This window comes from Streptomyces sp. NPDC018610 (genome assembly GCF_044391765.1).
Taxonomy (GTDB): Bacteria; Actinomycetota; Actinomycetes; order Streptomycetales; family Streptomycetaceae; genus Streptomyces.
Window position 1 is genome coordinate 1 of record NZ_JBISAL010000003.1, and the last position, 12224, is coordinate 12224.

The 12224-nt window shown below is 73.0% G+C and carries 10 protein-coding genes; 3 read left to right on the forward strand and 7 right to left on the reverse strand.

What is annotated here, in order from left to right:
* Positions 1-674: 674 nt before the first annotated feature.
* Positions 675-1670, forward strand: coding sequence for a tryptophan--tRNA ligase (gene trpS, locus ACH5A8_RS09560; RefSeq protein ID WP_398999829.1), 996 nt, complete (start codon positions 675-677; stop codon positions 1668-1670).
* A 72-nt stretch (positions 1671-1742) separates the two neighbouring features.
* Here the strand turns inward: trpS and proC are convergent, their stop codons facing one another.
* The 4 genes from proC to ACH5A8_RS09580 form a co-directional block, all read right to left on the reverse strand.
* Positions 1743-2552, reverse strand: coding sequence for a pyrroline-5-carboxylate reductase (proC, locus tag ACH5A8_RS09565; RefSeq protein ID WP_398999831.1), 810 nt, complete (start codon positions 2550-2552; stop codon positions 1743-1745).
* A gap of 126 nt (positions 2553-2678) precedes the next feature.
* Entirely contained in the window at positions 2679-3473 is a 795-nt protein-coding gene (locus ACH5A8_RS09570) for a class I SAM-dependent methyltransferase (protein ID WP_398999833.1), read from the reverse strand.
* A gap of 218 nt (positions 3474-3691) precedes the next feature.
* Entirely contained in the window at positions 3692-4207 is a 516-nt protein-coding gene (locus ACH5A8_RS09575) for an EamA/RhaT family transporter (RefSeq protein WP_398999835.1), read from the reverse strand.
* A 51-nt stretch (positions 4208-4258) separates the two neighbouring features.
* Positions 4259-4606, reverse strand: a complete 348-nt coding sequence (locus ACH5A8_RS09580) for an SH3 domain-containing protein (protein ID WP_398999837.1) — start codon at positions 4604-4606, stop codon at positions 4259-4261.
* Positions 4607-4786: 180 nt separating this feature from the next.
* Here ACH5A8_RS09580 and ACH5A8_RS09585 point away from each other — a divergent pair, with 180 nt between their 5' ends.
* A complete protein-coding gene (locus tag ACH5A8_RS09585; RefSeq protein ID WP_398999839.1) occupies positions 4787-6880 on the forward strand; it encodes a serine/threonine-protein kinase in 2094 nt (697 codons plus the stop codon).
* Between the two features lie 67 nt (positions 6881-6947).
* On the opposite strand, the gene ilvD is transcribed toward ACH5A8_RS09585, so the two are convergent.
* From ilvD to ACH5A8_RS09600, 3 genes are all read right to left on the reverse strand, one after another.
* On the reverse strand, positions 6948-8801 hold the full coding sequence (ilvD, locus tag ACH5A8_RS09590; RefSeq protein ID WP_398999841.1) for a dihydroxy-acid dehydratase: 1854 nt from the start codon (positions 8799-8801) through the stop codon (positions 6948-6950).
* Between the two features lie 257 nt (positions 8802-9058).
* Positions 9059-9883: a sugar phosphate isomerase/epimerase family protein gene (locus tag ACH5A8_RS09595; RefSeq protein ID WP_398999844.1), complete on the reverse strand. Its 825-nt coding sequence runs from the start codon at positions 9881-9883 to the stop codon at positions 9059-9061.
* Between the two features lie 362 nt (positions 9884-10245).
* The gene (locus tag ACH5A8_RS09600) at positions 10246-11178 is read right to left on the reverse strand and encodes a Ppx/GppA family phosphatase (protein WP_398999846.1); all 933 of its coding nucleotides are present in this window, start codon (positions 11176-11178) and stop codon (positions 10246-10248) included.
* A gap of 141 nt (positions 11179-11319) precedes the next feature.
* Here ACH5A8_RS09600 and ACH5A8_RS09605 point away from each other — a divergent pair, with 141 nt between their 5' ends.
* Complete coding sequence (locus ACH5A8_RS09605) at positions 11320-12162, forward strand: hypothetical protein (protein WP_398999848.1); 843 nt, start codon at positions 11320-11322, stop codon at positions 12160-12162.
* Positions 12163-12224 lie beyond the last annotated feature (62 nt).

Here is a 12224-nt window from a genome sequence, read left to right on the forward strand (position 1 = left end):
TGAGTTCTCAAGGAACGGACGCTTCCTTTGTACTCACCCTCTCGGGCTTTCCTCCGGGCGCTTCCCTTCGGTCTTGCGTTTCCGACTCTATCAGATCTTTCCGATCCGATTTCCTCGGTGCTTTCCAGGTTCCCGCTTTCGCGTTTCCCTTTCCGGCGGTTCCGACTCTATCAGATCTTTCTCGACCTGATCCCCGGTCAGCGGGGCTGTCTTCCCGGTCCGTTGGGCCGTTCCGACGAGTGAGACTTTAGCGGATTCCGTGTCCCCGTGCGAATCGGGGCTGCGTTCTCGCGAACGCGGATTCCTCATTCCGTAAATGCACGCGCCAATGAAACAACGGCAGACATTGCACGACTGTCGTCGAGTAGAGGTGGTGACTTGCGGAGTGGCTGCCCGGGGACCGACCGGAGTCGGCTCTCACGTCGGACAACTCGGAGTACTGTACGGATCACGGCGAGGCGTGTCAACTCGCTGCGGAACCCGCCCTTCCGGGCGTAGCCTCGTCCCCATGATGACGCGTACGTGCACTGACCAGTGGTGGGCCGCCTGACGGCGGCCGCGCTCACGTACGCAACCAACGGCCGCCGCCTCGGCGGCCGTTCTCGTTTCCCCTCCAGGGCTCCCGGGGGCCGGCCGACCGAGGCCGGCGGCCACGACCAGGAGATGGAGCTGGAATGACACGGGTCTTCAGCGGGGTCAAGCCGACCGGACACCTCACGCTCGGGAACTACCTGGGCGCCCTGCGGCGGTGGGCCGAGGTGGACCAGCACCAGGCCGACGCCCTGTTCTGCGTCGTCGATCTGCACGCACTGACCGTCGACCACGATCCCGCGCGGGTGCGCAGACTGAGCCGGCAGGCCGCGACGCTGCTGCTGGCGGCCGGTCTCGATCCGAAGCGGTGCACGGTGTTCGTGCAGAGCCACGTGGACGAGCACGCGCGACTGTCCTATCTGCTGGAGTGCGTGGCCACCGACGGTGAGATGCGCCGGATGATCCAGTACAAGGAGAAGGCCGCGCGCGAGCAGGGGCGCGGCGGGAGCGTACGGCTGTCGCTGCTGACGTATCCGGCGCTGATGGCGGCGGACATCCTGGCGTACGGCACGGACGAGGTGCCGGTCGGGGACGACCAGACACAGCACGTGGAGCTGGCCCGGGACCTGGCCGTGCGGTTCAACCACCGCTACGGGCACACCTTCACCGTGCCGAAGGCGACAGCGCCGAAAGTGGCGGCGCGGGTGATGAACCTTCAGGACCCGGCCTCGAAGATGGGGAAGTCGGACGACTCCGGTCCGGGCATCGTCTACCTGCTGGACGAGCCCGAGGTGGTGCGCAGGAAGGTCATGCGGGCGGTGACCGACAGCGGGCGGGACGTCGTCTACGACCGTGAGGAGCGGCCGGGGGTGGCGAACCTCCTGGAGATCCTCGCCGCGTGTGAGGGCGGGGACCCGGAGGTGCTCGGCGGTGCGTACGAGTCGTACGGGGCCTTGAAGAAGGACACCGCGGAGGCCGTGGTCGAACTCCTCAGGCCCGTGCAGGAGCGGCACCGGGAACTGTGCGCGGACCCCGGGTATGTGGACGGGGTGCTGCGGGCGGGCGCCGAGAAGGCCAGGGGGATGGCGCGGCCCACGGTCGACGCTGCGTACCGGGCGATCGGGCTGCTGCCCGCCTGAAGGGCGCTCGTGCGGCGGGCGGGGAAGGCCGCCCCGCCCGCCGCACGAAGCCGGTGCCGTCCGGGGCCGGTGTCAGTTGTTTCCGGAGGCCAGCTCGCGGCTGCGGTCGCGGGCGGCCTCCAGCGCGGCGATGAGCGCGGCCCGCACCCCGTGGTTCTCCAGTTCGCGGATGGCGCTGATCGTCGTGCCGGCCGGCGAGGTGACGTTCTCGCGCAGCTTGACGGGGTGCTCGCCGCTGTCGCGGAGCATCACCGCGGCGCCGATGGCGGACTGGACGATCAGCTCGTGGGCCTTGTCGCGGGGCAGGCCGAGCAGGATGCCGGCGTCCGTCATGGCCTCGACCAGGTAGAAGAAGTACGCCGGACCGGAGCCGGACAGCGCGGTGCAGGCGTCCTGCTGGGACTCGGGGACGCGCAGCGTCTTGCCGACCGCGCCGAAGATCTCCTCGGCGTGGGCGAGGTGCGCGGCGGTGGCGTGGGTGCCGGCGGAGATGACGGACATCGCCTCGTCGACCAGGGCGGGCGTGTTGGTCATGACGCGGACGACCGGGGTGCCGGGGGCCAGGCGTTCCTCGAAGAAGGCGGTGGGGATGCCCGCGGCGCCGCTGATGACCAGGCGGTCGGCGGGGATGTGCGGGGCGAGTTCGTCGAGGAGCGTGCCCATGTCCTGGGGCTTGACCGTGAGGATCAGCGTGTCGGCGGTCTTGGCCGCCTCTGCGTTGGTGACCGGGGTGACTCCGTGGCGGGCGCGGAGTTCCTCGGCCCGCTCGGGGCGGCGGGCGGTGACCAGGAGATCGGAGGCGGCCCAGCCGGACCCGATCATTCCGCTGAGCAGGGCTTCGCCGATCTTGCCGGTGCCGAGGACTGCGACTTTCTGGCTCATGGGGTTCATCCTCGCACCGGCGGTACGGCGGACGGCGGCTTGTCCGGCAGGCGGAACAGGGTGCTCCCGGGCGGGCGCGAGGGCCCGGGCGGGCCGGGGCGGCGGGCCCGGGGCGGGGACCGTCCGTCAGGGCTTGGCGGCGACGAGGAGGAGAACGTCGTAGGTCTCCTCGACGATGCCGTCGGGGAAGAGCCTCAGCAGGTGCTCGCGCTCCTCGGCGAGGAAGGCGGTGCGCTGTTCCTCCGGGCAGACCAGGAAGAACGAGTGGCTGGCGATGTTGGCGAGGTGGGCGTCGAGGGGGATGCGGCGGCTCCAGCGCACCTCGCGGCGGGCGAAGTCGAGCCGGCCGGAGGGATCGGCCCGCTCGGTGCGGGCGGCCCGCTGCTTCTCGGCCAAGACGTCGATGCCGAAGTAGCGTCCGAGGCGGCGGCCCGCCTCGGCGATCCATTCGACGTCGAGGGCGTCCGTGTTCCACCACAGGGCGAGCGCGCCGCCGGGGCGCAGCACGCGCAGGGCCTCGGGGACCGAGCGGCCGGGGTCGGTCCAGTGCCAGGCCTGGGCGTAGGTGAGGAGGTCGACGGAGGCGTCGGCGAGGGGCAGGGCGTCGCCGCTGCCGCGCACGACGGGCAGGTCGGGGTGGCCGCGGCGGAGCTGGGCGGCCATTCCGTCGCCGGGCTCGACGGCCAGGACCCGTGCGCCGCGCTCATGGAGGAGGGCGGTGGAGATGCCGGTGCCGGCCCCGACGTCGGCGACGCGCGCGCCGGCGAGGGGGCGGCCGGTGAGTTCCTCCACCGCGTCGAAGAGCGCGGGCGGGTAGGAGGGGCGGTGGGCGGCGTACTCGGCGGCGGCCGCGTCGAAGGAGCGGGCGCGGGCGGCGTGCGCGGCCGCGGAGTCCGGGGCGGGCGACGGGGAAGCGGTCATACGTCCATGATCGGTGGACCGGCCGCCGGACGAGGGGTTCTTTTCCGGAGTGCGGTCACCGGCTCGGGCGGGGGGCCTTCCTCGGGCGTGGCCACCAGGCGTGGCCACCGGGTGGAGGGCCTTCCCCCGGCGTGGCCGGCGGACGGGGGGGACGGTCCCGGGGCGGTCACCGGGCCCGGCGCCTCGGGCGGGGCAGGAAGTGTCCGTCCCGGACCGGGTCAGGAGCGGCGGCGCTTCTTGGAGGGGTTGCCGGAGCGGCGGGTGGTGCGGCGGGCGTACTGCTCGCGGGCCTGCTCGTACTCCCCGCGGTGCAGTCTCTCGCCGGGCGCCTCGGTGAGGGAGCGGAAGAAGTAGGCGAGGAGGGAGCCGATGAACCCGATGGCGAGCAGGCCGCGCAGGGAGGCCTGGCGCTCGGGGTCGGGGCGCCGGGTGAAGCCGTCCCAGGTGTGCCGGAAGGCGAGCGCGCTGCACACGGCGAACATCACGACGACCAGGAGCGTGACGAAGGCGCCGGAGTTCGCGATCCGAAGGCCTTCGTAGGCGAAGCGGAGCACGAGGCAGGCGGCAGCGGCGGCGAGCAGTGAGCCGGCGGCGACGCCCGCGCGGCGGGCCGCGTAGCCGTTGTCGTGGTCGACCCAGGTGGTGCCGAAGAAACGCAGGGGTTCGGGCCGGGGGCCGCCGGCGGGGGCCGCGGGGCCCGCGGTCGTGTCCGGGGTGCCGTTCTCGTCGCTCACGGGACGATTATGGCGCGGTACGGCCGCGGGCCAGGGGCTCAGGGGCCCGGTTCAGGAGCAGCGTGAGGCGATGTAGCCGTCGCTGCCCGTGTGGACGTAGGCGTCCGAGACGTATCCGCCGTTGCTGATGTTGTCCCAGATGGTGGAGGTGCCGTAGGGGCCGGTGACCTTGGTGCCCGGGGACTGGCAGTAGATGGGAACCTCGGCGCCCTCGTTCAGGACGCGGATGACGCCGTAGCCGGTGCCGGGGCCGCTGCGGACGTTGAGGCGGACGCCCGGCGCGACCGGGTAGTACCGCACGGACGCCGTCGCGGCCGATTGCGTGGCCGTCGCGGCCGGTTCCGTGACGGCCTGCTCCCGGCCGCGCTCCTCGGTGTCCTCGACACGGTCGACAGACATGAAAGACCTCCCCCGTCGATCCCATGATCGCCATGGGATCGCCTCGATTCCCTCGGACCGCGCCGTCAAACACATGTGCGCGACGCGTACGCGAACGCTAGCAAGCCGCCTCTGTCCTGTTCGAACCATCGACTAGGCTCCGTGCGTCGCGCGCGCGGACGAAGAGCACGGGGGTGGTCCATGGCGCCACAGCGCAACATCGGAGCGGGCGTGGAAGCGGAACTTCCGGAGTACGCCGGTCACTACCGTCTGGAGTCGTGTCTCGGCTCTGGCGGCATGGGCGTGGTGCACCTGGCCCACAGCACCTCGGGGCTGAAGCTCGCGGTGAAGGTGGTGCATGCCGAGTTCGCCCAGGACCCGGAGTTCAGGGGGCGGTTCCGGCAGGAGGTGGCGGCGGCCCGGCGGGTCAGCGGTGCTTTCACGGCGCCGGTCGTCGACGCCGACCCGGAGGCCGGGCGGCCCTGGATGGCCACCCTGTTCATCCCCGGCCCGACCCTGTCCGAGCAGGTGAAGCGGAACGGTCCGATGGCTCCGGCCCAGTTGCGCCGGCTGATGGCCGGGCTCGCCGAGGCGCTGCGGGACATCCACCGGGTGGGCGTCGTCCACCGGGACCTGAAGCCGAGCAACGTGCTGCTCGCCGACGACGGGCCCAAGGTCATCGACTTCGGCATCTCCCGGCCGAAGGACAGCGAACTGCGCACGGAGACCGGCAAGCTGATCGGCACGCCGCCGTTCATGGCGCCGGAGCAGTTCCGGCGGCCGCGGGAGGTCGGTCCGGCCGCCGACGTCTTCGCCCTCGGGTCCGTGCTGGTGCACGCGGCCACCGGGCGCGGGCCGTTCGACTCGGACAGCCCGTACGTCGTGGCGTACCAGGTGGTGCACGACGACCCGGATCTGACCGGCGTGCCGAAGGACCTGGCGCCGCTCGTGCTGCGGTGCCTGGCCAAGGAGCCCGAGGAGCGGCCCACGCCCGACGAGCTCATGCGGGAGTTGCGGTCGCTGGCGGCGTCGTACGACACACAGGCGTTCATACCGGCTCAGCGCTCCGGTGACGTGCCACGGCCGAAGGCCGTCACCGAGCCGGCCGGGCGGCGGCCGCGCGGGGGCAGGCTCAGGCGGGCCGCGCTGGTGGCCGGGGCGTTCGGTCTGCTCGCGACCGGCGCGTTCGCCGCCGTCCAGCTGTTCGACGGCGGCGGTCCGGCGCGGGCGCGCTCGGGTGACCGGGCCGCACCGGCCGGGCCGCCCGGCGCGTGGGCGGTGCGTCCGGTGTCCGGGCGCACGGCGGCGCCGCAGTGCTCCGCCGGGGCCGGCCGGCTGTTCTGCGCGCAGCCGGGCACGGTGTTCGCCCTTCAGCCGTCCGACGGGACCGTGCTGTGGCGGCACTCCGTCGCCGGCACGGGGTCGGGGACGCCCGAGCTGTCGGGCGGCCTGGTGTACGCGGCCGCGTCCGACGGCCGGCGTCTGGAGGGGCTCGACCCCTCCTCGGGCCGGGTGCGGACGCGCCGGGAGGTCCCCGCGGGCGGCGGCTGGCGGGTGGCGGGCGAGGTGCTGCTGCTCACCGGCGCCGACGGGACGGTCACCGGCGTGGACGGCGCCTCGGGCCGCACCCGGTGGACCCGGCGGCTCGCGGGCCAGGGGCTGCCGTCCCTCGACTCGTTCGCCGGGGACACGTCGGTCTACGCGACGAGCACGTACGGCGGCGGGGCCAGTACGCGGGTCACCGCCGTGGACCCGGCGACGGGCGCCGTTCGCTGGGGGGCGCGGCTGCGCGGCACGCTGCGGCCCGTCGGCGCCGAGAACGGGTCGGTCTTCCTCCTCGACGCCGACCGGGTCGTCGGGGACGCGGAAGCGGTCGTCCGCTACACCGTCGCGACGAAGGCGGTGCGCCGGGTGCCGCTGCCCGTCCCCCGCCAGGACGCGCTGGCGCAGGTGAGCGGGGGCGTGGTGCGTCTGCTGGCGTCGGGCGGCGCGCTGGAGGCGGTCGACGTGGCCGCCGGGAAGCAGCTGTGGCACCTGGAGACGGCGGTGAGCCGCGGGTCGGCGCCGGTCTCCGACGGCCGGCATGTGTACGTCGTCGCCGCGGACGGGCGGCTGCTCGGCGTGGACGCCCGTACGGGCCGCCTGCTCGGGCAGACGCCGGCGCGGATCGGCGCGGGCGCCGGCCGGGTCCCGGGCGCCCTGGCCGCGCCCGTCCTCGTCGGCGGGCGGGTCTGCGCCGGCGCCCCCGACGGCACCGTCTTCGCCGTGGCCGGGAGCGATCCCTCGGCCTGGTGACACGGGCGAGGGCCGCCCCGTGCGGAGCGGCCCTCGCCTCGGTCGTCGCCTCGTGGGCGAGCTGGGCTCAGCCGAGCTTCGAGACGTCCCGGACGGCGCCCTTGTCCGCGCTCGTGGCCATCGCGGCGTAGGCGCGCAGGGCCGCGGTGACCTTGCGGTCGCGGTTCTTCGGGGCGTACGCGCCGTTCAGGGCCTGCTCGCGGCGGGCCAGCTCCGGCTCGTCCACCAGGAGCTCGATGGAGCGGTTCGGGATGTCGATGCGGATGCGGTCGCCGTCCTCGACGAGCGCGATGGCGCCGCCGGAGGCCGCCTCGGGGGAGGCGTGGCCGATGGACAGGCCCGAGGTGCCGCCGGAGAAGCGGCCGTCGGTGATCAGGGCGCACTTCTTGCCCAGGCCGCGGCCCTTCAGGTACGAGGTCGGGTAGAGCATCTCCTGCATGCCGGGGCCGCCCTTGGGGCCCTCGTAGCGGATGACGACGACGTCGCCCTCCTTGACCTGCTGGGTCAGGATCTTCTGGACGGCCTCCTCCTGCGACTCGCAGACGACGGCCGGGCCCTCGAAGGTCCAGATCGACTCGTCGACGCCGGCCGTCTTCACCACGCAGCCGTCGACGGCGAGGTTGCCCCTGAGGACCGCGAGGCCGCCGTCCTTGGAGTAGGCGTGTTCGAGGGAGCGGATGCAGCCGCCCTCGGCGTCGGTGTCCAGCGCCTCCCAGCGCTCGGACTGGGAGAAGGCCTCGGCGGAGCGGACGCAGCCGGGGGCCGCGTGCCACAGCTCGACCGCCTCGGGCGAGGGGGAGCCGCCGCGCACGTCCCAGGTCTTGAGCCAGTCGGCCAGGGAGGGGCTGTGCACGGCGTGCACGTCCTCGTTGAGCAGGCCGGCCCGGTGCAGCTCGCCGAGGAGGGCGGGGATGCCGCCGGCGCGGTGCACGTCCTCCATGTAGTACGTACGGTCCTTGGCGACGTTCGGGGCGACCTTGGCGAGGCAGGGGACGCGGCGGGAGACGGCGTCGATCTCCTCCAGGCCGAACTCGACGCCCGCCTCCTGGGCGGCGGCCAGCAGGTGCAGGATCGTGTTGGTGGAGCCGCCCATGGCGATGTCGAGGGCCATGGCGTTCTCGAAGGCCGCGAAGGTGGCGACGTTGCGCGGCAGGACCGTCTCGTCGTCCTGGTCGTAGTAGCGGCGCGTGATGTCCATGACCGTGCGGGCCGCGTCCTCGTACAGGGCGCGGCGGGCGGTGTGGGTGGCGAGGACCGAGCCGTTGCCGGGCAGGGAGAGGCCGATGGCCTCGGTGAGGCAGTTCATCGAGTTGGCGGTGAACATGCCCGAACAGCTGCCGCAGGTCGGACAGGCGTTCTCCTCGATACGGAGGATGTCCTCGTCGGAGACCTTGTCGTTGGCGGCTTCGGAGATGGCGTCGATCAGGTCGAGGGTGCGGACGGTGCCGTCGACCAGGGTGGCACGGCCGGCCTCCATGGGGCCGCCGGAGACGAAGACCGTCGGGATGTTCAGGCGCAGCGCGGCCATCAGCATGCCCGGGGTGATCTTGTCGCAGTTGGAGATGCAGACCAGGGCGTCGGCGCAGTGCGCCTCGACCATGTACTCGACGCTGTCGGCGATCAGGTCGCGCGAGGGCAGCGAGTAGAGCATGCCGCCGTGGCCCATCGCGATGCCGTCGTCGACGGCGATGGTGTTGAACTCGCGCGGGATGCCGCCGGCCTCGCGGACCGCCTCGCCGACGATCCGGCCGACCGGTGCGAGGTGGGTGTGGCCGGGGACGAACTCGGTGAAGCTGTTGGCGATCGCGATGATCGGCTTCCGGCCGATGTCCGCACCGGGTACACCGGAGGCACGCATAAGGGCGCGGGCGCCCGCCATGTTGCGGCCGTGGGTGACTGTGCGGGACCTCAGCTCGGGCATCGTCGCTCGCTCCTTCGGGGTGTTCTGCCAAGGAGTTCTGCCGGACCGGCGTCACGCCGTGGCATCGTGGCAGAGTTCTGACTCCGTCGAGCGTACGCCGGTCATCCAGGGAGCGGGACGGGGTGTCCGGAATACGGGACGCGTGTCTCGCGGCGGGGGGTCGCGGGGCGGTGTTCCGTGGCGGGTGTCGCGCGGCGGGGTTGCGTGGCGGTCAGCGGTGGCCGGCGGCGGCGGTCAGCGGTGGCCGACGGCGGCGGTCAGCGTCGGGGCGCCCGCACCGTCGACGCCAGGTGCAGGCGGGTGAAGGCCAGGGCCTCGGCGAGGTCGGCCTCGCGCTCCGCGCTCGACATGGCGCGGCGGGTGTTGACCTCGATGACGACATGTCCGTCGAAGCCGGAGCCGGCGATACGTTCCAGCAGCTCGGCACAGGGCTGGTTGCCGCGCCCGGGGACGAGGTGCTCGTCCTTGGCCGAGCCCTTGCCGTCGGCGAGGTGGATGTGGCCGAGGCGGTCGCCCATGCGGTCGACCATCTTCAGCGCGTCGGTACGGGCCGTCGCGGCGTGGCTGAGGTCGATCGTGAAGTGGCGGTAGTCGTCCTTGGTGACGTCCCAGTCGGGGGCGTAGGCGAGCATCTCGCGGTCGCGGTAGCGCCAGGGGTACATGTTCTCGACGGCGAAGCGCACATCGGTCTCGTCCGCCATCCGCCAGATTCCGTTCACGAAGTCGCGGGCGTACTGGCGCTGCCAGCGGAACGGCGGGTGCACGACGACCGTGCTCGCGCCCAGCTTCTCGGCCGCCGCGCGGGCCCGCTGGAGCTTGACCCAGGGGTCGGTGGACCACACCCGCTGCGTGATCAGCAGACAGGGGGCGTGCACGGCGAGGATCGGTATCCCGTGGTAGTCGCTGAGCCTGCGCAGCGCGTCGATGTCCTGGCTGACCGGATCGGTCCACACCATGACCTCGACGCCGTCGTAACCGAGGCGCGCGGCGATCTCGAAGGCCGTCGCCGTCGACTCCGGATAGACGGAGGCGGTCGACAGGGCGACCTTCGCATCCGGGACGCGCACGACTGGCTCTGCCATGGGGGACAGGTTACGGGGTGCGGTGTGCCCCTGCGGGGCGGCTCGGGGCGGTTGTGGGGTTCGTCATGTGGGGGCGGCTCGGGCGCATGAGGGGAGGGTGGGGTGCGCGGGATTCGGGTCGGTGGGGCTGAGCCGCGGTTTCCCGCGCCCGTTCTCGCAGGACCGCGCGTCCTGCGTCGGGGCGTCCTCGGGGCCGGCGGCCGGCAGGCGCGGGCGCGGACCGGGCCTGCCGGGGGCGAGGGGAACCGCGCGGCCGGCCACGACGCACACGCACCCGCACCCGCACCCGCACCCCCGAAGCGCGAGAAGTCCCCCCGCCCCTCGGGCGCCCCCGGAAACCGATGGGCGCCCCCGGAGAACCCTTACTCCGACCCCATGTGATCCAGCCGCCGCAGGATCACGCCCTCCCGCAGCGCCCACGGGCAGATCTCCAGCCGCTCCACCCCGAACAGATCCATCGCCGCCTCGGCGACCAGCGCCCCGGCCAGGAGCTGGGTGGCCCGCCCGTCGGACACGCCGGGCAGCTCCCCCCGCTCCTCCGTCGTCATCGCGGCGAGCCTCGGCACCCACGCCTCCAGCGACTCCCGCTTGAGCTCCCGCTGTACGTACAGCCCGTCGGCGGAGCGCGCCGCCCCCGCGATGCGCGCGAGCTGCCGGAACGTCTTCGACGTGGCGACGACGTGGTCGGGCGCGCCGAAGCGGGTGAACTCACCGACCGTCCGCGCGATCTCCGTACGGACGTGCCGGCGCAGCGCCCTGACGTGCTCGGGGTCGGGCGGATCGCCGGGCAGCCAGCCGGCGGTGAGCCGCCCCGCCCCGAGCGGCAGCGACACCGCGGCGTCGGGTTCCTCGTCGATGCCGTAGGCGACCTCCAGGGAGCCGCCGCCGATGTCCAGGACCAGCAGCTTGCCCGCCGACCAGCCGAACCAGCGGCGGGCGGCGAGGAAGGTCAGGCGGGCCTCCTCCGCGCCGCTGAGCACCTGGAGCCGGACGCCGGTGGCCTCACGCACCCGTGCGAGGACGTCGTCGGCGTTGCCGGCCTCGCGCACGGCGGAGGTCGCGAACGGCAGCAGGTCCTCCACGCCCTTGTCCTCGGCGGCCTGGAGGGCGTCCTTGAGTACGGCGATCAGCCTGTCGATGCCTTCGGAGCCGATCGCTCCGTCCGCGTCGAGGAGTTGGGCGAGGCGCAGCTCCACCTTGTGCGAGTGCGCGGGCAGCGGGCGCGCGCCGGGGTGCGCGTCGACCACCAGCAGATGCACCGTGTTCGAACCCACGTCGAGGACACCGAGTCTCATGTAGGGAACGCTACTGCCAGCCGGGACGCGGGCGGATCCGATCGACCGGATCGCCCGGATCGTCCCCTGGCCGTCGTCTCCTCGCCGGTCACGGACGTCAGAGGCTCCCGGGCCGGTCGCCTGGCGACTTACCCTGGACGCGTGCCAAAGACGAAAAAGGCGAAGACCGATAAATCGGCGAACCCGGCGAAGGCTGTGAAGCCGGGGAGGAAGGGCTCGGAGACGGAAGCCGACGAGAAGGGGCTCGACTTCGCGCGCGCGTGGGTGGAGTTCCCGGACCCGGCGGACGACGAGCAGGTCTTCCGCTGTGATCTGACGTGGCTGACCTCCCGCTGGAACTGCATCTTCGGCAGCGGCTGCCAGGGCATCCAGGAGGGCCGCGCGGACGACGGGTGCTGCACGCTGGGCGCGCACTTCTCCGACGAGGAGGACGAGCAGCGGGTCGCCGGGCACGTGGCCCGGCTCACGCCGGACATCTGGCAGAACCACGCCGAGGGGACCCGTGACGGCTGGGTGTCCGAGGACGAGGAGGGCTCGCGGCAGACGCGTCCCTTCCAGGGTTCGTGCATCTTCCAGAACCGGCCGGGCTTCGCGGGCGGCATGGGCTGCTCGCTGCACATCCTGGCGGTCCGGGAAGGCCGTGAGCCGCTGGAGACCAAGCCGGACGTGTGCTGGCAGCTGCCGATCCGGCGGACCTTCGAGTGGATCGACCGCCCCGACGACACCCGGGTGCTCCAGGTGTCGATCGGCGAGTACGACCGCCGGGGCTGGGGTCCGGGCGGACACGACCTGCACTGGTGGTGCACGTCGGCGACATCCGCGCACGGCGCGGGCGACCCGGTGTACGTCTCCTACCGGGCGGAGCTGACCGAGCTGATGGGCCAGGCCGGCTACGACCGCCTGGCCGAGCTGTGCGAGGAACGGCTCGCCTCCCGCCTCCCGCTGCTCGCCCCGCACCCGGCGGACCCCGAGCGGCCGGCCTGACCTCACCTTCCTCGTCGTGCGTCCGGGCCCGACGAGAGGCGCTGAGGGCTGTCCCGTAATTC

Bases quoted from the DNA above. Each gene is read 5' to 3' on its own strand.
- trpS (WP_398999829.1), top strand. From the start codon at position 675: ATGACACGGGTCTTCAGCGGGGTCAAGCCGACCGGACACCTCACGCTC.
- proC (WP_398999831.1), bottom strand. From the start codon at position 2,552: ATGAGCCAGAAAGTCGCAGTCCTCGGCACCGGCAAGATCGGCGAAGCC.
- ACH5A8_RS09570 (WP_398999833.1), bottom strand. From the start codon at position 3,473: ATGACCGCTTCCCCGTCGCCCGCCCCGGACTCCGCGGCCGCGCACGCC.
- ACH5A8_RS09580 (WP_398999837.1), bottom strand. From the start codon at position 4,606: ATGTCTGTCGACCGTGTCGAGGACACCGAGGAGCGCGGCCGGGAGCAG.
- ACH5A8_RS09585 (WP_398999839.1), top strand. From the start codon at position 4,787: ATGGCGCCACAGCGCAACATCGGAGCGGGCGTGGAAGCGGAACTTCCG.
- ilvD (WP_398999841.1), bottom strand. From the start codon at position 8,801: ATGCCCGAGCTGAGGTCCCGCACAGTCACCCACGGCCGCAACATGGCG.
- ACH5A8_RS09595 (WP_398999844.1), bottom strand. From the start codon at position 9,883: ATGGCAGAGCCAGTCGTGCGCGTCCCGGATGCGAAGGTCGCCCTGTCG.
- ACH5A8_RS09600 (WP_398999846.1), bottom strand. From the start codon at position 11,178: ATGAGACTCGGTGTCCTCGACGTGGGTTCGAACACGGTGCATCTGCTG.